18 protein-coding genes are annotated in these 18,510 nt (G+C 69.3%); 10 read left to right on the top strand and 8 right to left on the bottom strand.

The window, feature by feature from the left end; all coding sequences use genetic code 11:
* Positions 1 to 45: 45 nt before the first annotated feature.
* The 3 genes from P3L51_RS15225 to P3L51_RS15215 form a co-directional block, all read right to left on the bottom strand.
* Positions 46 to 1,710, bottom strand: a complete 1,665-nt coding sequence (locus P3L51_RS15225; RefSeq protein WP_354605742.1) for a long-chain fatty acid--CoA ligase — start codon at positions 1,708 to 1,710, stop codon at positions 46 to 48.
* 222 nt (positions 1,711 to 1,932) lie between these two features.
* The gene (locus P3L51_RS15220) at positions 1,933 to 2,544 is read right to left on the bottom strand and encodes a SigE family RNA polymerase sigma factor (protein WP_354605741.1); all 612 of its coding nucleotides are present in this window, start codon (positions 2,542 to 2,544) and stop codon (positions 1,933 to 1,935) included.
* A gap of 544 nt (positions 2,545 to 3,088) precedes the next feature.
* Complete coding sequence (locus P3L51_RS15215; RefSeq protein WP_354605740.1) at positions 3,089 to 3,394, bottom strand: hypothetical protein; 306 nt, start codon at positions 3,392 to 3,394, stop codon at positions 3,089 to 3,091.
* Between the two features lie 329 nt (positions 3,395 to 3,723).
* On the opposite strand from P3L51_RS15215, the gene P3L51_RS15210 reads away from it, so the two are divergent.
* A complete protein-coding gene (locus P3L51_RS15210; RefSeq protein ID WP_354605739.1) occupies positions 3,724 to 4,719 on the top strand; it encodes a bifunctional DNA primase/polymerase in 996 nt (331 codons plus the stop codon).
* Between the two features lie 150 nt (positions 4,720 to 4,869).
* Here the strand turns inward: P3L51_RS15210 and P3L51_RS15205 are convergent, their stop codons facing one another.
* Both P3L51_RS15205 and P3L51_RS15200 read right to left on the bottom strand, forming a co-directional pair.
* A complete protein-coding gene (locus tag P3L51_RS15205) occupies positions 4,870 to 5,796 on the bottom strand; it encodes a COG1361 family protein (protein WP_354605738.1) in 927 nt (308 codons plus the stop codon).
* A gap of 279 nt (positions 5,797 to 6,075) precedes the next feature.
* Positions 6,076 to 6,531, bottom strand: a complete 456-nt coding sequence (locus tag P3L51_RS15200) for a lamin tail domain-containing protein (RefSeq protein WP_354605737.1) — start codon at positions 6,529 to 6,531, stop codon at positions 6,076 to 6,078.
* Between the two features lie 268 nt (positions 6,532 to 6,799).
* Here P3L51_RS15200 and P3L51_RS15195 point away from each other — a divergent pair, with 268 nt between their 5' ends.
* Complete coding sequence (locus P3L51_RS15195) at positions 6,800 to 7,228, top strand: BlaI/MecI/CopY family transcriptional regulator (protein WP_354605763.1); 429 nt, start codon at positions 6,800 to 6,802, stop codon at positions 7,226 to 7,228.
* Positions 7,225 to 8,127, top strand: a complete 903-nt coding sequence (locus P3L51_RS15190; RefSeq protein ID WP_354605736.1) for a M56 family metallopeptidase — start codon at positions 7,225 to 7,227, stop codon at positions 8,125 to 8,127. Before P3L51_RS15195 ends, P3L51_RS15190 begins: the two co-directional genes overlap by 4 nt.
* 9 nt (positions 8,128 to 8,136) lie before the next feature.
* On the opposite strand, the gene P3L51_RS15185 is transcribed toward P3L51_RS15190, so the two are convergent.
* The 3 genes from P3L51_RS15185 to P3L51_RS15175 form a co-directional block, all read right to left on the bottom strand.
* Complete coding sequence (locus P3L51_RS15185) at positions 8,137 to 9,174, bottom strand: C40 family peptidase (protein ID WP_354605735.1); 1,038 nt, start codon at positions 9,172 to 9,174, stop codon at positions 8,137 to 8,139.
* Positions 9,175 to 9,435: 261 nt separating this feature from the next.
* Entirely contained in the window at positions 9,436 to 10,176 is a 741-nt protein-coding gene (locus P3L51_RS15180) for a DUF1775 domain-containing protein (RefSeq protein WP_354605734.1), read from the bottom strand.
* A 29-nt stretch (positions 10,177 to 10,205) separates the two neighbouring features.
* The gene (locus tag P3L51_RS15175; RefSeq protein ID WP_354605733.1) at positions 10,206 to 10,811 is read right to left on the bottom strand and encodes a hypothetical protein; all 606 of its coding nucleotides are present in this window, start codon (positions 10,809 to 10,811) and stop codon (positions 10,206 to 10,208) included.
* Positions 10,812 to 10,973: 162 nt separating this feature from the next.
* Here P3L51_RS15175 and P3L51_RS15170 point away from each other — a divergent pair, with 162 nt between their 5' ends.
* The 7 genes from P3L51_RS15170 (at position 10,974) to P3L51_RS15140 (ending at position 18,498) form a co-directional block, all read left to right on the top strand.
* Positions 10,974 to 11,414 (top strand): hypothetical protein, encoded by a 441-nt coding sequence (locus P3L51_RS15170; RefSeq protein WP_354605732.1) that lies wholly within the window; start codon positions 10,974 to 10,976, stop codon positions 11,412 to 11,414.
* A gap of 266 nt (positions 11,415 to 11,680) precedes the next feature.
* Positions 11,681 to 12,574, top strand: coding sequence for a DcsG N-terminal domain-containing protein (locus P3L51_RS15165; RefSeq protein ID WP_354605731.1), 894 nt, complete (start codon positions 11,681 to 11,683; stop codon positions 12,572 to 12,574).
* A gap of 390 nt (positions 12,575 to 12,964) precedes the next feature.
* Complete coding sequence (locus P3L51_RS15160) at positions 12,965 to 13,954, top strand: helix-turn-helix transcriptional regulator (RefSeq protein WP_354605730.1); 990 nt, start codon at positions 12,965 to 12,967, stop codon at positions 13,952 to 13,954.
* A 104-nt stretch (positions 13,955 to 14,058) separates the two neighbouring features.
* A complete protein-coding gene (locus P3L51_RS15155; RefSeq protein ID WP_354605729.1) occupies positions 14,059 to 14,817 on the top strand; it encodes a 2OG-Fe dioxygenase family protein in 759 nt (252 codons plus the stop codon).
* A 13-nt stretch (positions 14,818 to 14,830) separates the two neighbouring features.
* On the top strand, positions 14,831 to 15,829 hold the full coding sequence (locus tag P3L51_RS15150) for an AurF N-oxygenase family protein (RefSeq protein ID WP_354605728.1): 999 nt from the start codon (positions 14,831 to 14,833) through the stop codon (positions 15,827 to 15,829).
* 64 nt (positions 15,830 to 15,893) lie between these two features.
* On the top strand, positions 15,894 to 17,282 hold the full coding sequence (locus P3L51_RS15145) for an FAD-binding oxidoreductase (RefSeq protein WP_354605727.1): 1,389 nt from the start codon (positions 15,894 to 15,896) through the stop codon (positions 17,280 to 17,282).
* Entirely contained in the window at positions 17,263 to 18,498 is a 1,236-nt protein-coding gene (locus P3L51_RS15140; protein ID WP_354605726.1) for an ATP-grasp domain-containing protein, read from the top strand. Before P3L51_RS15145 ends, P3L51_RS15140 begins: the two co-directional genes overlap by 20 nt.
* Positions 18,499 to 18,510: the final 12 nt, after the last annotated feature.

Genomic DNA, 18,510 nt, shown 5'->3' with positions numbered 1-18,510 from the left:
GTTGGTGCCGGGGCGACGCGGGCAGGGCTACAGCTACAGCTACAGCTACAGCTGGGTGACGTCCAGCTCCCCGTCCGCGTACTGCTTCCGGATCACCTTCTTGTCGAACTTGCCGACGCTCGTCTTCGGTACCGACTCCACCAGCGACCACCGTTCCGGCAGCTGCCACTTGGCGATCTTCCCGGCGAGGAAGGTCTTCAGCGACGGGAAGTCGGCGCTCGCGCCGTCCTTCAACACGACTGTCGCCAGCGGCCGTTCGCCCCACCTGTCGTCGGGCACGGCGACCACCGCGGCCTCGGCGACGTCCGGGTGCGCCATGAGCGCGTTCTCCAGCTCCACGCTGGAGATCCACTCGCCGCCGGACTTGATGACGTCCTTCGCGCGGTCGGTGAGGGTGAGATAGCCGTCGGGGCTGATGACACCGACGTCGCCCGTCTTCAGCCAGCCGTCCTCGCTGAACTTGTCCTCGGGCTTGAGCGGTTCGGCGCCGGCCCCGCCGTAGTAGGCGGCGGCGATCCACGGACCGCGCACTTCGAGCTCGCCGGCCGACTCGTTGTCCCACGGCAGCGTGTCGCCGCCGGGCCCGGTCAGCCGCGCCTCGACGCCGGCGGGGAAACGTCCCTGCGTGACGCGGTACGGCCACTCCTCCTCGGCGGTCAGACCGGCGGGCGGGTTGGACATCGTGCCGAGCGGCGAGGTCTCCGTCATGCCCCAGGCGTGACAGAGCCGTACGCCGAGCTTGTCGTACGCCTCCATCAGCGCGGGCGGACAGGCCGAGCCGCCGATCGTGACACGGACCATGGAGGTCAGATCGCGCGGCTTGGCGGTGACCTCGGCGAGCAGCCCCTGCCAGATCGTCGGCACGGCGGCGGCGTGCGAGGGCTTCTCGCGCTCGATCATGTCGGCCAGCGGGGCGGGCTGGAGGAACCGGTCGGGCATCAGCATGCCGACGCCGGTCATGAAGGTGGCGTGCGGCAGGCCCCAGGCGTTCACATGGAACTGCGGTACGACGATGAGGGTCGTGTCCTTGTCGGTCAGGCCCATCGACTCGGCCATGTTGATCTGCATGGAGTGCAGATAGATCGAACGGTGCGAGTAGACGACGCCCTTGGGCTCGCCGGTGGTGCCGGAGGTGTAGCACATGGCGGCGGCGGTGCGTTCGTCCAGCTCGGGCCAGTCGTACGTGGTGGGGCGGCCGACGATCAGGTCCTCGTACTCGTGCACCTGGACGCGGCCGTCGGTCCCGGCGACGGCTTCGGCGAGCGGCCCCCGGTCACCGGGGCCGGAGACGACGACGTGCTCGACGGTCGGCAGATGGGGGAGGAGCGGCGCGATGAGCGGCAGCAGGGAACCGTTCACGAGGACAACGCGGTCGGCGGCGTGGTTGACGATCCAGATCAACTGCTGCGGCGGGAGACGGAGGTTGAGCGTGTGGAGGACGGCCCCCATGGAGGGGATCGCGAAGTATGCCTCTACATGTTCGGAATTGTTCCACATGAGGGTGGCGACCCGTTCGTCACGCGTGACGCCGAGTTCGTCGCGCAGGGCGCCGGCGAGCTGTGCCGCGCGCGCGCCGATCTCGGCGAAGCTGCGGCGCTGCGGCTCACTCTCCCCGGTCCAGGTGGTGACCTGCGACTTCGCGTGGATGGTCATCCCGTGGCGCAGGATGCGGGTCACAGTCAGCGGTACGTCCTGCATGGTGCTCAGCACGGCGTCCTCCCGGTGGGCGCTGGCGCTACGCGAAGGCGGCGCAGCATGGCGTGGCGTGGCAGAAAGGTTTGCGGAGATTCTGCGCACATACCACGCGGTATGTCACTACCCGGGAGTAGAAAACACTGGGTGCGGAGCAGGACGGTGCACCTGTTCGGTTACGGCCTGTTCGGTTACGGCCTGTTCGCTCACGGGCCGTTCGCCTACGGGTCCCCGGACGCGTCAGCGGACGGGCACCAGCTCCGGATCCTGGCGGAGCTTCCCGAGCGCGCGCGACACCGCGCTCTTCACCGTGCCCACGGAGACCCCGAGCACCTCGGCGGTCTGGACCTCGCTCAGATCCTCGTAGTAACGCAGCACCACCATCGCGCGCTGTCTGTCCGGCAGCTTCATCACCGCGCGCCACATGGCGTCGTGGAGCACCTGCTCCTCGGCAGGGTCGGGCGCGGGAAGACCGGCCGGCTCGGGCAGTTCCTCGCAGGCGAACTCGTCGACCTTGCGCTTGCGCCACTGCGAGGTACGGGTGTTGACGAGAGCCCGGCGGACGTACCCGTCGAGGGCTCGGTGGTCCTCGATCCGGTCCCAGGCGACATACGTCTTGGTGAGCGCGGTCTGGAGAAGGTCCTCGGCGTCGCTCGGATTCGCGGTGAGCGAGCGAGCGGTCCGCAGCAGCACGGGCCCCCGCGCCCGTACGTACGACGAGAAGGACTTGTACGGCGGCGCGTGCGCATGGGACTGCTGATGCGGGTGGACGTGCGCGGGCGGATGCGAGTTCGGGTGGTACGGCGAGTACGAGACGGCCTTGGAGGTGCTCGCGCAGAGGGGCGTGGTCATGGCTCCACGCTAGGAGCGGGCCCATCTCAGGGGATCGCCCCCAGGTCCCGAAGCTGCGTCCGCCTCAGGGAGTAGGAGTGGTGCCTGGTCCACCTCCTGAAGATGGAGAAGGTGAGGACGCTCGTCAGGGTCGGCCCCGGACACGGAGGGCCGCTGTCGATCTTCGACCTCTCGTCGTGTGGCGGCCGTGCACCCTGGAGGGAGCGGCTCTGTGGACGTCTCCGCAGGTGGGAGCGGTGCGGGCCGCGCACGCGAGGGCGGGGGTGTCGGAGCCGTACACCTTGATGAGGAGGGAAAGGCGGGCCACCGGCAGGTACTACCGGGCGCCCGGCGTCCACCCGGGGATAGAGAGGGCCGGGGCGAGCGGACGGGTCGGGGGCGCGGGGACCCGCCGCAGCCGGGGGCGCGGGGACGGCGGCAGGTGCCTACCGGCGGCCGGCGCATCCGGCGGCCGCGAAACGAGGACGGTCTGCGCGACGGCACCGAAGTGCCGTCGCGCAGACCGTCGCTCACCCCTCAGCCGGTCCCCCCGTCGGGCCGCGTATCACCAGAGGTTGACGAAATTCACCGCGACATTCTCGTTGGACTGGTCGATCACCGTGAATCCGGAGCCGTTCACGTTCGCGGTGTTGTTCTGATTCGACGCACCCGCGCCGGTCGCCACCTGCTGTGTCGTCGTGGAGTTGCCGGAGTTGTCGTCGCCCACACCGCTGCCCACGATCGTGGCCACGCTGGCGTTCGATCCGTCGTCCGCGAAGTCATCGGCCGATGCCGAGCCGGTGAAGAGAGCCGCGGCGAGGGGAAGAGCGGCGACAGCGGCGAAGACGCGGGCGGTACGGAAGCTTGCCATGTCAGTTCCTCCAGGAACGAGATCTTCTGAACGAGAAGTACGGCATTTGCCGGGGCAGTTGGCCGACCGCCTCGACGTTGTGCTCGACGTCGTGCAATCAGAATTGCCCACCGAATCCCCTGCGAACCAGCCCTGAGCGGGTTATTCCCTCGCAAGCGTGAGGACTTGTCGATAAACCCCCTTCACGACATCAACAGGTCAGTTCGGTAGGTATGTACGCGTACGGACCGCACCACGCCCCTGCTCCCGCAAGGGGCGAAGCGTTTCGGCACCCTTTCGGCCAATCTTTCCCACTCCCGTTCTTCGAACAACAGTGCGAACATAGACCCATGGCCATCACCGCCCGGCACACGACCACCCTGGCCCTCGCATACGCCCTCTCCGCAGCCGAGAACGGGTTTCCCGTCATCCCGCTGTCCCCCAGCAAGCTCCCCGCCCTGCGCTCACCCCATCGGGACGAACCCGGCGGAGGTCCGGGCGGAAGTCCCGGTGGAGGCGCCCATCCCTGCCGAGGTGAGTGCGGCCGCCTCGGTCACGGCGTGCACGACGCCACGACCGACCCGGCGGCCGTACGAGCACTGTTCGCCGCCGCGCCCTGGGCGACGGGGTACGGCATCGCCTGCGGACGGGCGCCGCACCACCTGATCGGCGTCGACCTGGACGTCACGCCAACGACGGCGCGGGCGGAGGCCGCGACCGGGACCGCGACCGGCACCGGGACCGGGAACGGGAACGGGACCTCGACTTCGACGGAACCCACGCCGGACTCGGTGGCCGCGCTCCAGCAACTCGCCTTCCAGCACCTGTTCACGCTGCCGGAGACCGTGGTCGTCCTCACCCCGAGCGGCGGCCGGCACATCTGGCTGTCGGGCCCGGCCGGCATCACGGTCCCCAACTCGGCCGGCCGCCTGGCGCCAGGCATCGACGTACGGGGCGCGGGCGGCTATCTCGTCGGACCGGGATCCGTCACCGCCCGGGGCGCGTACCGGCTCGCCCCCGGCTCGGCCGGCCTCACCCCTGCGCCCTGCCCACGCGCCCTGCTGCGCCTGCTCACGCCCCCCGAGCGCGGTCGCCACGCGGGACCGGGAGGCCACCGGGGCGTTCGCCCGGCGCAGGGCCACGGTCTGGTGCAGTTCGTACTCGCCGCGCACGCGGGCCAGCGCAACACCCGGCTGTTCTGGGCGGCCTGCCGGGCGTACGAGCACGGCTTCGGCGAGTCGCTGGCGGAGAAACTGGTCGACGCAGCCGTACGGACGGGCCTGACCGAACGCGAGGCGCGCGCGACGATCGCCTCGGCGTCACGCCTGACGGCGGGCCCCGCCTAGCGTCGTACGCCGGGCGTACATGGGTCGTCCGTGGGTCGTGCGCGGGTCGCGTGCGGGTCGTACAGAGGTCTTGCGGGTCGCACAGCGGGAGGGGAGGCGCGTCCACCGGCCCCCACCGGCGCACGCCCCTCCCCTCCCCCTACTGACCGCTCACCGCACGTCGATGCTCAACGTGGCCTTGTTGTTCGCCTTGTTGGTGTCGTACACGGGGTCGATGTCGTAGTTCGACGTGGCCTTGACCACGCCGGACGTGTCGGCCCGCCGGCTCTTGTCGATCTTCAGGACGATGGCGAACGCCTCGATCTCCCCGACCTCCAGGGTGTAGTCGTCCTCCTGGCAGACGTACTTCCGGTGCCCCGGCTCGGAAGGACCGGTCGGCCCGTCGATCCCGAACGGCTTGCAGTTCTCGGGGACTTCGACGGCCGTCGTGCCCTTGGGGATGTTCACGAGGAGCGCCGGGTGGTCGTCGCTCTCGTTGTTCTGGATCCAGCCCGGTCCGTCGTTGCGGATCGAGGGCGTGACGATGACCCTGCCGCCGGGCTTCCCCTTTGCCTCGTCCCCCGTCGCGACGAGATCGGCCGAGCTGTCCGTGTCCAGCGCGAGCCGGCGGTTGGCCTGGTCGTAGCCCTCCCCCGGGTCTTCGCCGGTGCGGCTGGTGCCGTACTCGACGACCTCCATCAGCGCCTTCTTCAGCACCTTGAACCTCACCGGCACCGTGTAGCTCTCGCCGGGCGCGATGCCGACATCCAGCTCGCACACGGCCTGCTTGACCCTGTCCCCGACCGTCGAGTACGTGCAGCCGTCGACGGGCGCGGTGAAGGCCAGCCCGCGGGTGAGCCGCAGCCGGAAGGTGACACCGTCGGTGGCGGCGGTGCCGTTGTTGGTGAGGGTGACGGAGTCGTTGCGGACCTCACCGGGCCTGAGCTGATTCCCCGACAGCTCAGACACGGTCAGATCCGGCGTGATGGGCTCGTCCGCGTACGCGCCGGGCGCGAAGGCGAGCGGCAGGGCGGCGGCGACCGCGGCTGCGGCCACGGTTGTTGAGGTGAGGCGCGAGAGGCGCTTGTGATGGCGCACGGTGGGTCTCCTCGAACGTACTCGAAGGCACAGAACGGGACGGAGCGTCCCGCTGGTCACCTGCTAGACACCGGAATTCCATGCCTGGTTGTGCGCGGAGATGTGGAGGAACGATGACCGGCCGACGGTTCACGGTGGCTCGCGCGGCCTCGGGTGGGGGCCTCGCGTGGCGGCTTCGGGTGGCGGCTCCGCGTGGGGGCCTCGCGCGCCCGCGACGTAACGGCGTCGGCGCCCGCCTCCTCCCGGGGGCGGGCGCCGACGCGCATCACATCAGGCCGTTCAGCAGACCTTGTAGTCGACGCGGGTCGAGTTGTACGAGCAGGTGTCCACCAGGGCCCCCGTCGACTTCTTGAGGGTGGCCTTGTCCCGGTCGTTGTTCCAGACGTACGCGGCACGCCCCTGATAGCGGTTGGCCGCGGTGTTCGTACCCGAACCGGTGCGCACGGTGACGGTCTTGCCCCGGGCGAGGGAGTAACTGCCGAACGTGTACTTGTGACTCGACGCGTCGACGACCGACCAGCCCGTCAGGCTGACGGCCCTGGTGGTGGTGTTCCGGATCTGCACGTACTCGGCGTTGAGACTGGCGTTGGTGCGGCGGTCCGTGCCGGGGCTGTCGTAGTAGATCTTGTACAGATGAACCGAGCCGACAGCCTGAGCCTGCGTCGGCAAGAGAACCGTTCCGGCGACCGCCGCGGCCATGGCGGCGACGGTGGAGAGCGTGCGGGAATAGCGCATGTACGTCCTCTGCGTTCGAGGCCGGGCACCCCCCAAAGGGCCCGGCAGGCGCCCAGAGTATGACCACGCGCCCACAACTGGTTCCCATTTCGCGAACAAGGACATACCGGCCGGTAGAGCCACCAACTCCCGTACGCTGAGTTTCATTTGGCCCCATACGGTCCGGCACCGCGAGGGCGCCCGCGTCGCGCTGTTCAGCGGCTTCCGGAGCGCGCCTACGATGGCCGCGTGGGCGAAGGCGCGGAAGATGGCGGAAGGAACTCCGGAAGTGCGGTGGCTGGGGAATCTGGAGGCCGAGATCATGGACTGTCTGTGGAAGTGGGGAAGGCCCGCCACCGTTCGTGAGGTGGTCGACGACATCAACACGCGCCGCCCCGCCGCCTACACGACCGTCATGACGGTGGCCTCGATTCTCCACACCAAGGGGTGGCTGATCAGGCAGAAGCAGGGCCAGGCGTGGCTCTACACGCCGGTGCGCAGCCGGGAGGCGTACTCGGCCGCCCTGATGGAGGACGCGCTGGGAGCCAGCGAGGACCGCCCGGCCGCTCTGGCGTACTTCGTGGAGCGCATGTCGGACGAGGAAGTGGCCGCGCTGCGCGAGGCGTTGCAGGTGGTCGAGAGGGACGTCAGCCGGGTCGTCGAGAGGGATGCCGGGCGGGACGTCGAGCGGGACGTCGAGCGGGACGTCGAGCAGTGAACGCGGCTCCCGCGCTCCTCGGATACGCCGCTGCCGTGGGCGTGCTCGCGCCGCGCGTGATGCTGCGCGCCGCGTGGCCGCACCGGGCACCGGTGCTGGCCGTCACCGTGTGGTTCGCGCTGGCCGCCTCGTTCTCCGTGTGTGTCGCCCTCGCCGCGCTGCATCTCGCGACGCCGGGCGCCCATCTGCACGGCATCCTCTACTCGTGCGGCGTGGCCCTGGGGGTCGGCCCGCCCGGCGCCGGCGTGGTGCGGAGCCTGGGCGTCGGCGTCTCGGTGGCCGTACCGACGGCCCAGTTGGCCGCCTTCACCTATCACGTGCTGCGCGCCCGCGCGGCTCGTACCCGGCATCGCAAGATCCTCGACAAGGTGGGCCGTCCGTCGCCGAGGCTGGGTGCCACGGTCCTTGAGCACGCGACCCCGACCGCTTACTGCCTGCCGGGCCACCGCTCCAGGATCGTCGTGAGCAGCGGCGCGGTGGAGCTGCTGTCCGAGGCGGAGATCGCCGCCGTCGTGGAGCACGAACGGGCCCACGTCACCGGCCGCCACCATCTCCTTCTCGCGGCGGCGCGCTCGTTCGCCATCGTGTTCGGAGGAGTGCCGCTGGCCCGGCAGGCGGGGGAGCAGATTCCCCTTCTGCTGGAGATGGCCGCCGACGACGGCGCCCTGCACGTCCACCCGCACCGGACGCTGGTCACCGCCATGTTCGAGATGGCCTCGGCGGGCGCGGTCCCGAAGGGCGCGCTGTCGGCAGGGGGGCGCACGGTGCACGTACGGCTGCGCCGGATCCTGGCGCCGGTACGGCGAACGCACCCCGCGTTCCGGGCGGTTGTGGCCGGGTCGGCCGTACTGATGCCGGTGCTGCCCCTGCTCCTCGCCTGCCCTCCCGGACTGGCTTAGAGGCCGGCGCTAGAGGCGTACGCCCCACATGAACGGCATGCCGCTGCGGGCGATCGACTCGAAGCGCACCTGGGCGCCCGGCTTCGGCGAGTGGAGGATCTGCCCGTTCCCGGCGTAGAAGCCGACATGGCTCAGGTCGGTGCGCATGATGATGAGGTCGCCCGGCTTGAGCGCGCTCAGGGAGTTGATCCGGGTGCCGACATTGGCCTGGGCCTGGGACGTACGGGGTATGGAGACGCCGGCCTGCTGGAACGCCCAGGATGTCAGTCCCGAGCAGTCGAAGGAGTTCGGGCCGGACGCTCCCCATACGTACGGCATGCCGACCCGGCTCTTGGCCGCCTCGAACGCCGACGCGCCGCGCTGTGACCCGCTGGCCTCGTTGCCGAGGTCGACACGGTCGCTGTCACGGTTGATCCGCTCTTCCTTGGCCGTTCGCTCCGCGCGCTCCTCGGCCGTCAGCGAGTTGAGGAGCGTCTGCGCCTTCGCCAGCTTGCCCTGGATCTCCTTCTTCTTGCTCCCCAGTTCCTTACGGGTGTCCTGGAGCGCCTTGAGCTGTTCGCCGGCCCGTGCCCGCTGCTCGTCCAAGGTGCGCTGCTGGGACAGGTACTGCTTGAGCGTCTCGGCCTGTCGGTCGCTCAGCCGGTCCATGTCCGACGCCTTGTCCAGATAGCTGTCCGGATCGGTGGAGAGCATCAACTGGAGCGAGGGGTCGAGACCGCCGCTGCGGTACTGGGCGGTGGCCACCGAGCCGAGCTGATTGCGGAGTTCGTTGAGACCGCCCTGACGGCGGGCCGCCGCCTCCTGGAGGTTCTCGACCTGCTTTTCGAGCTTGCCGGCCTTCTCCTGCGCCCCGGTGTACTTCTCCGTGGCCTGGGTCGCTTCCTCGTACAGGCGGTCGATCTGAGCCTGGACGCCCTTCTTGTTGGGATCGGGAAGCGGGTCGGCGGACGCCGACTGGGTCGACAGCGCCACGGCCGCGGCGGCGGTCGCGGTGAGCACGCCCGTGTACGCGGGGGTCGGCTGCTTCGGACGACGGTGGGACGCCACTGAGGCGAGCTCCTTCTTCCTCGGCCGCTGCCGGCGGAACAGCTCAGCTGTCCTCCGACTCCGCGCGGGCGCAGCGGATTTGGCGGCGCCTTGACTGCCGACCCGGATGGGGAAACGACCGTACAAAGGCTCGATCACACATACTAAGCATCTTAGTTACCTGGTTCCAAGCCCGGGCGCCCTCGGGCCCCGCGTGGAGACGTTCGCCCGACGGGGAGCGTGCCGGTGGGCGGCATGCGTCGCGCACCGGCACGCTCACGGTCAGGCGCGGTTACGGGAGCGGCGCACCCACCAGATCGCGGCACCCGCCGCCATCACGGCGACGACCGCGACCACGGCGACCACGGTGAGAAGCACCCCGTCGCTGCCGGAGCCCTCGTCCTCCCGCACGGCGGCCTCGGAGGAGGCCGACGCCGTGGCGTCGCCGCCCGGGTCGGGCGCGGCTGATGACGGCGCGCCGGTGCTCGGTTCCGGTGACGGGCTCGGTGCGACCGGCTCGGCGCCGGGCGCGGCGGGCTTCAGCTCCAGCACCGGGGCCGGGTTCTCCACCTGCTGTCCGTCGCCGGGTATTTCGATCCAGCGGGAGATCTCGCCGTCGCCGTAGGTCTCGACGGTCTTGAAGGCCAGCGACTTCGCGTCCGGCAACTGACGCACGCTGACGCTGTGTTCGGCGTCCGTGCCCACGGCCAGCGCCGTACCGCCCACGGTGTAGCCGTCGGCCGTGGCCGTCAGCTTCCACCCCTTCGGGGCCTCCGTCAGCTCGACGGTGCCGGGCGCGATGCCCTTCGGCAGCACGATCCTCAGTTCCTTGATGCCGGAAGCGTCGGATTCCGCCTCGGAGACGAACGAAAGGGTGACGTTCTCGGCCAGCGCCCTGCTGTCCGAAGCGGTCACTTCGGCGTGTGCGGCGGCTGGACCCGCCGCTGCCACGATCGCCGAAATCGTCGCGGCAGCCAGGACACCGAGGCGCCGGCCGGCGGCGGATGTGCGTGAAGCGTTCATGAGGTAGGGCTCTCTCCGTACGGGCGGAGTCACGCGCGACAGGCGCGATCCGCCGGGTTCAGGGGAACGTCGCGTACGCGGCCTTCCGGTGGACCTCGGCGGCTCAGCACATGACAGAGAACGGTTCGCGCCGCGGGCTGCCGGAACGCGACCAGTGGCGGCCTGCTCGCGGGCAGTGGCAACGACCGGGGCACGAGCCCGCGCCACCCGGCCGCGGTGGCGACCGCCATCATGAGCGAACCGGCCCACCTGCCCACATCGTTCGGCAGGTCGGACAGCCGCCGATCGGCCCGATGCATGAGGACGGCGACGGAGACGGCCGCCAGGAGATGCGCGGCCGACATCACCGAAGCGCTGTGGTGCGCCGCGCCTCCCGCGCCGTGCGGAGCAGAGCCTGGACCGTCGGACGAAGACAGCACGGTATGCAGTACGACCTGCGTGACCGCCGTCGCCCCGGCCACGGCCCACCACGAACGGGCCTTGCCCGCCCCGATGGAGACGACAGCCATCACGGCCGCCGACACGACCAGCAACCGGAGCCAGGGCACCGGGCCTTCCGACGCCAGATGGTGACCGACCGCCGCCAGGACGGCACTTGTCCCCGCGAAGACGGCAGCGCGAAGCCAACGTCCCACCCGTGCTGCCCGTGCTACCCGTGGGGGACGACGAGGCGTGGATCTTTCGGCGTCGGCCATGCTGCGCACATCATCCACGTCCCGCCTCGTCCTCGACGCTGAACGGCGGACCCCATCGGCACGTACCTCCCCCCACACCCCGCCCGCAGGAAGGCAACACCGGTGACGGCACCCCGCGCCCATCCCGCACGCACGATGGGGGCGCTCGCCATGCCCCTCTTCCTGGCATCCCTGGTGATGGGATGCTCGGCCGATCCGGCCGGCAGGGCGAGCACGCCACCCCCCAAGGCAAGTGCCACACCGCTCCCTTCGGCCGCGCCCGCGAGCATCGAGAAGATCGCGTCCATGACCGGCTGCACGGCGGAGATGCGTACCGAGGCCGACGAACTCCGTGAAGCCGTGTGCGTCACCCCGGAGGGCAACTGGATCGTGACGACTTTCCCGACGGAGAAACTCAAACTGACATGGCTGGACACCGCGAGCATGTACGGCGGCACCTACCTCGTCGGCCCGAGATGGGCCATCGGCGCCAAGCCCCAACTGCTCAAGCAGCTCCGCACAAAGGTGGGCGGCGACCTCCAAGAACTGCGCGGCATGCGGTAGCCCTGCCACTCCCCCTTGACCGGCTCCGGACCGGCCGGTGACGCGTGGTCATTCCGGATGACCCGCGGGACGACGGCACGCTCGTCCCGCGTACGGAACCGGAGATGCCACCCCCGAGGCTGCTCACGCCCTGGCATGGGTCACGAAGCACTCCCTGCCAATCCTGGCTCACAACAGCCCCTGTTCTCCCGGCTGTTGGGCACGGACGATGAGTTCTTCGCGGGCGACCGACCCCCGGTCGACTGCCCGAACAAGAGGAGTCCGCCGTGGCATTCGGTCCCCGTATCGCGCTCGTCACCTGCCGGGGTGTGCTGAAGGATCCCGAATGGGATCAGGATCTGCCCATTCTGCTGGAAGCGGTGGAATGCGCGGGTGCGAAACCCGTGGTGGTGTGCTGGGACGACCCGGAGGTGAACTGGGCCGGGTTCGACCTTGTGGCGATTCGATCCGCGTGGGACTACTTCTGGCGGGTCGAGGAGTTCCTGCGATGGGCGGAGGAAGTCGCGGCTGTCACGGCGCTGGCGAATCCCGTCGACGTGCTGCGCTGGAATGTGGACAAGCGCTATCTCGCGGATCTCTTCACCGCGGGAGTTCCTGTCGTCGAGACCCGCTATCTCGCTCCGGGTAGCACGGTCGACCTGCCCGGGGAGGGCGAATACGTCGTCAAGCCGACGGTCGGTGCCGGCGCGCGGTACGCCGCCCGGTACCGGCCGGAAGGCCGCGGGACGGCGGTGCGGCAGCTGGTCCGGATGCACGCGGAGGGAATGACCGCGATGGTGCAGCCGTACATGCGGAGCATCGATACGAAGGGCGAGCGGGCACTGCATTTCACCGGCGGGCGTTTCCTCCACGCGGACCGCAAGAATGCCGTTCTCGCGCCGGGGTTTCCGTACGACGAGAAAAAGGTCCCGCACCCGGAGCTGCATCCCTGGGAGCCGACCGCCGGTGAATTGGCGGTCGCCGTGCGGGCGTTGGCCGCTGTGCCCGGCTCAGAGGAACTCCTCTACGGCCGTGTCGACCTCGTCGACGGTGACGACGGCGAGCCGCGTGTGATGGAACTGGAGCTCGTCGAGCCGCACTTGTTCCTCTATCTGCACCCGGCGTCGCTTCCCGTCTTCGCGGAGGCGATCGTCAAGACGGCGGTGCGCACCGCCCGGTGAGGCGGTGCCGTAAACGGCCGTGACCTTGTTTTCCCCTTCACCGGGTCCGGGACGTGGCGACCGGAGAACAAGCCAACCTCGCACTTCGCGCCCGCCGAAGACAATGACGTGCTACCAGGCTATCTACGGGCGTCCCAAGGCCTCTGTGTGAACGGCGAGTTACGGACAGCATCACCCGCATCACCCGCTCGTCCGACTCCGTGGTGCTATCACAGACATAAGATCAGCGATTCGCGATGCTGACCCCGGCGTCGGCCGTGCCCCGGGTTCCGCAGCGCTACGCAGGCATGCGCGGGCTGATCCTCAAGGATTCTGTCGAGCGAGGGAGGGCTTCGTCGCAACCCTGGCAGGTCGGCGGCACGGTGGAGAGATCCCGCGGAGGAGTCTTCGTTGCTGGAGCCATTTGGGATAAGTCCTGAGACAGAGCAGCTCTACTTCATGCTGGTGAAGCACCCGGGAATGAGTATTGAGGAGGCGGCGGCGCGGCTCGACTGGCACGAGGCCGAAACGATGAAGCAGGTCGACGAGCTGGCTGAGCTCTCACTGCTCTGGCCTTCGCGTGGAGACTCGGGCGGCCTGCACCCGGTTGAACCGGAGATCGGGCTCGATATGCTGATCGCGCGTGAGCACGCCGCGCTGGCGACCCGTACGCAAGTACTCCAGGAATGCAAGGTGGCGGCCCGGGTACTGGCCGCGGAATATTCCAGCCGCCCGCGAGCGGCGCCGCTGGATGTCGAACAGGTCGACGGCACGGGAAAGATTCACGACCGACTGGTCAGGCTCGTCCGTGAGGCACAGAGCTGGATCATGGCTTTCGCGCCGGGCGGTCCGCTGATCCCCGAAACGGCCGTCGCCGACCGGGGGATCGGTGAGGAAATTCTTTCACGCGGAATCCGCGTCCAATCGGTCCAACTCGACAGCGTATGCAACAACAGGGCCAGGATGTCGCAGATGCAGCGGCTGCTGGACAAGGGGATGGAGATAAGAACCGTCCCCGTCCTGTCGCTCAGAGGTGTCATCGTAGACGGTGAGAAAGCTCTCCTCTCACAGGAGATGGAAGACAGCGGCAAGGATGTCGGAGTCGTACTGTCCGGCTCATCGGTCGTGGCGTCGATCGCCCCCGTATTTGAACAGGTCTGGCTTTCGGCGGTGCCTTTCAGCCTTCGTGGCCAAGGGCATGGAAGTGAACTCACCAATATGGAAGGGGCCCTTCTCCAACTCCTCCAGGAGGGATACACGGACGCGCAGGCCGCGCGCAGACTCGCGGTTTCCACCCGCACCGTGGGCAGGATCGTCGCCGACCTCATGACACAACTGGGGGCGAGCAGCAGGTTCCAGGCCGGGGTACTCGCCCGCCGCCGGGGCTGGCTCGGCCCCTGAGGCCGGCCCGGAGGCCCCTGATCATCGGGCCCGAACGAATCTGTCCTACATCAGCCAGGCAGGATCCTGACACGTCCGTTCCCTTGTCGTGCAACACTCCCGCAATGTTTGATCTCTCCTGGGTAAAACGTGTCCGCAAATCCGAAGAAGGCTCGTGTGTGGAGCCGGGGGTGATGCACGTGGCGCTAAATGACCAGGACTATCAACTTATCACTCTAGGGAATGTGCCCGAAGCCATTCGCGAGGAGTTCCGGACGCTTCCTCTGGACCAGTACTGCGAGGGGAAGTTCCGGCATCGCCGTTTCTCGCAGTACCGCATCCGGCACGAGTCCGGATGGCGACTGGAATTGCTCCCCCACCGGCCTTTCTGCCAGGCGACACAATTCAATGGCGTGACGGGCGGCTTGCTCAGGGAGTACGAAGCGCTGCGGATCGACCCGTCCCTGCTGGTACGCACGGGTGCCGAGGCGATTCCGCTCGACGAGACCGTCGTCTGGCAGGTCGACGTCCACCAGTGGCGGGTCATCGCGGACGACAACACACGCGGTGTCTCCGTGCCGGAGGGGCCTCATCAGGACGGGCACACCTACAGCATGATCGCGGTGGTCGACCGCCGGAACATCGGTGGCGGCGAGACCCAGCTCATGACGCTCGACAGTGACGAACCGTTCCTGAGCCTGACCCTCGGCGCGGGCGACGCGATCGTGCTGGACGACCGGGCCATGCGGCACTACGCCACCGACATCAGCCCTCCCGCGGGCCAGGAGGGGCACCGCGACCTCTTCCTGCTCGCCTTCAACCCCTGGCCCCAGCGCAGGTACGGAGAGGCGTACGAGAACGCTGTGCTGAAGGGCACCTGGTGAGGGGACGGGGACAGTGACCGACCTTTCACAGCCCCCTCCGGGGGGTCTGTTCCCCCAGGCTCTCCCCGCCCACAACCCCGACGACCCGGTGGAGAGCGCGGTCATCGGCCGGCTCGCCGCGAACTGGACGCGCCGGGCGTCGGTGAAGAAGGCGGAGCCCGACCTGGACGACCTCTTCGAGGAGGGGCGTCCGGACTACCCCGAGCATCTCCTGCCGTTCCGCGACCATCCCACCTACCTCGCGCTGGACGACACCGTCCTGCGCAGGCTGCTCGCCTGGGCCTGGGTGGCGTTCAACAAGAACGTCATGGACAACGAGCAACGGGTGGTCAATCCCGGCTTCGCGCTCATCGCCTCCGGAACGTTCCGCGCGGGCTTCGACGAGTCCGTGGCCCAGGCCGTCACCCAGGCCATGGTCGACGAGCAGTACCACACCCTGATGCATCTCAACGCGATCGCGGTCACCCGTCGCCGCCGGGGCTGGCGCATGCCCGAGAGCGCGCTGCCGCTGGCCAAGAAGGCACGACGGCACGAGGAACGCCTGGCGCGGGCGGACCACCGCTGGCAACGGGACCTGGTCACACTCGCGTTCACCACCGTCTCGGAGATGTCCATCAACGCCTACCTCGACCTCATGGCCCAGGACGACGACGTCCAGCCGATCAACCGGGTCACCGCCGAGCTGCACAACCGCGACGAGTACTGCCATTCGTCCATCTCCAAGGACATCGCCGCGACGGTGTACCGGAGTCTCGGCCCGGAGCACCAGGAGTTCTTCGTCGAGGCGCTCGGTGACGGACTCGCCGCGTTCGGCGCCAACGACTTCACCACCTGGCGCCGGATCGTCGAACTGCTGGGCATCGAGGGCGGCGAGGCCATGATGCGCGACGTCGAGAACGAGCCGGGCCGCGCACTCCTGGTCCAGGACTACAGCGGACTCCACCAACTGTGCGCGGAGATCGGCGTGCTGGACGACGTCTCCTTCGACTGGCAGTCCGTGACCGTCCGATGACGGCCGGCAGCACGACCGCGGGCCACGGTCCGGTCGGCCGGGCCGCGGCGGGAGGCCGACCCCGATGAAATGGCTGGATCCGGAAGATCCGGACTTCGACGCCGCGCGCCAGGTCTGGAACGGGACGCACGACAGGCGTCCCGCACGTATCGCCCGGTGCCACGAGACCGCGGACGTCGTCGCCGCGCTGCGGTTCGCGGACTCCGCCGGGCTGGAGGTCTCCGTACGCGGCGGTGGCCACAACGTCGCGGGGACCGCGCTCGCCGAGGGCGCGGTCATGATCGACCTGTCCGGGATGCGGCGGGTGACGGTGGATCCGCGGAGACGGGTCGCGTACGCGGACGGCGGCTGTCTGCTGGCGGATCTCGACCCCGCGACCGCCGCGCACGGACTGGTCTGCCCGACGGGCATCATCTCGCGGACGGGCCTCGGCGGACTCGCGCTCGGCGGTGGCTACGGATGGCTCAGCCGGCGCTGGGGCCTGACCTGTGATCACGTACTGTCCGCCGAGGTGGTGCTCGCGGACGGCTCCGTGGTCGAGGCGTCGCAGGACAGCCACCCGGATCTGCTGTGGGCGCTGCGTGGCGGCGGCGGCAACTTCGGCGTCGTCACCCGCTTCACTCTGCGGCTGCGGCAGGCGACGCCGGTCCACTACCGCACCGCTGTGTACGGACTGGACGAGGCACCCGGCGCCCTTCAGGCGTACCGGGAGTTCACCTCTCATCTCTCGGCGGATCTGCATGTCTCCGGTGGGTTCAAGGTCGCCGGTGCCTATCCGGGACGGGACGGCTGGCTGCCCGCCCGGCTGAGAGGAAGGCCCGTCCTCTCCCTGACCGCCGTCTGGTTCGGACCGCCCGGCGAAGCGGAGGCCGCGATCGAGCCGCTCCGCACGGCCGCGCCCCCCGCCGCGTCGACCGGGCGGACGACGACCCATGCGGAGCTCCAGACGATGGGCGACCACGAACGGCCGCACGGCAACCGGTACTACACCAGATCCATCTATGTGGACGATCTCTCCCCGCCTGCCGTCGAGGAGTTCACGGCGACCGCCCGCGACATGCCCTCGCCGCTGTCCTCCGTCCAACTGGAGTATCTGCGCGGGGCCGTGGCCGAGGTCCCCGAGGAGGACTCCGCTTTTCCCGGCAGGAGCGCCCCGTACATCTACACCGTGTCGTCCCAGTGGACGGACCCGGGCACCGACCGGGTCCATGTCGAGTGGACCCGGCGCGCCACGGAGCGGCTGGCCCCGTACGGCCATGGCGGCGCGTACGTGAACTACCTCCAGGACGAGTTGCGGACCAAGGTCGCGGAAGTCTACGGAGAGGCCAGGCTCGCGAGGCTCGCCGCCGTCAAAGCGGCGTACGACCCGGACAACGTCTTCCACTTCAACCAGAACATCCTTCCGGCCCCGGCCGGCGACCGAAGGCAGGCACATGCGCATCGCAGTGGTTGACGGCTTCTCGGCGGGCTGCCTCCTGGTGCAGGAACTGAACCGGCTCCAAGCCGAATGCGTCCACCTGAGGACCAAACCCGACTTCCGCGACTCCTACACCCGTGGCTTCGACCCGGCCGCCTACATCCAGGACCTGGGGCATGTGAGCGACCTCGACAAGGCTGCCGCCGCCCTCGGTGAGCTGGGCGTCGACAAGGTCGTCGCCGGAGCCGAGTCCGGGGTCGTCTTCGCCGACACGCTCGCCCACCACATGGGTCTGCCCCACAACCGGATCGAGACGGTGCGCGCCCGCCGCGACAAGTCCGAGATGGCGCGATGCGTACGGGACGCGGGTCTGGCCGCCCCCCTTGGGGCACGGGTCACCTCCGCGGACGAGGCCGTGGCCAGGTTCGAGGACGAGGGGGGCCGCCCGGCGGTCGTCAAACCGCTGGCGAGCGCCGCCACCGACGGGGTGCACATATGCCGGAGCGCCGACGAGGTCCGGCGGTTCACCGAGGAGGTCCTGGGCAGGAACGACTGCTTCGGGGACCCCAACCACGCCGTCCTGGTGCAGGAGTACCTGGCCGGCCAGGAGTTCATCATCAACACGGTGACGGTCGACGGCCTGCACAAGGTGGTGGACGTCTGGCGCTGCGTCAAGATCGGCGGACCCGGTGGTGAGCCGGTGTACGACTACCACGAGCCGGTCCGGCGGGGCGACGCGCGGGGCGAGACGGTCGTCGCCTTCGCCAAGCGCGCGATCACGGCTCTGGGGATAGCCAACGGCGCGGCACATACCGAGGTCATGCTCACCGCGGCGGGACCCGTCCTGATCGAGACGGGGGCGCGGCTGATGGGTTCCACCCAGCCGTGGCTGCACGCCCGGTACTCCGGGACGTCCCACGTCCACCTGCTCGCACTGGCGCTGACCGACCCCGACGCCTTCGCCCGCTTCCCCGACGAGGACGTCCACTGGTCCCGGGAGATCCGGCAGGTCTATCTGATCAACAAACGGCGCGGGCGCTGCGCCGGTGAACGCTGGCGGGAGGCGCTGACCTCTCTGGAGACCTGTGTCGCGGTCGACGCCGCGATCGTGCCGGGCGCTCTGGTGCCGCGGACCGTGGACCTGGCGACCGTACCCGGATACGTCTATCTGGCCGCCGAGGGCCGGGGGCCGATCACACGCGACTACGACGCCATTCGCGCCTGGGAGGAGACGGAGCTCTATCTGTCCTAGGTCGTGTCTTCA

Source organism: Streptomyces panacea, from assembly GCF_040560175.1.
Classification (GTDB): Bacteria; Actinomycetota; Actinomycetes; order Streptomycetales; family Streptomycetaceae; genus Streptomyces; species Streptomyces panacea.
This window is presented reverse-complemented; position numbering and strand designations above follow the sequence as displayed.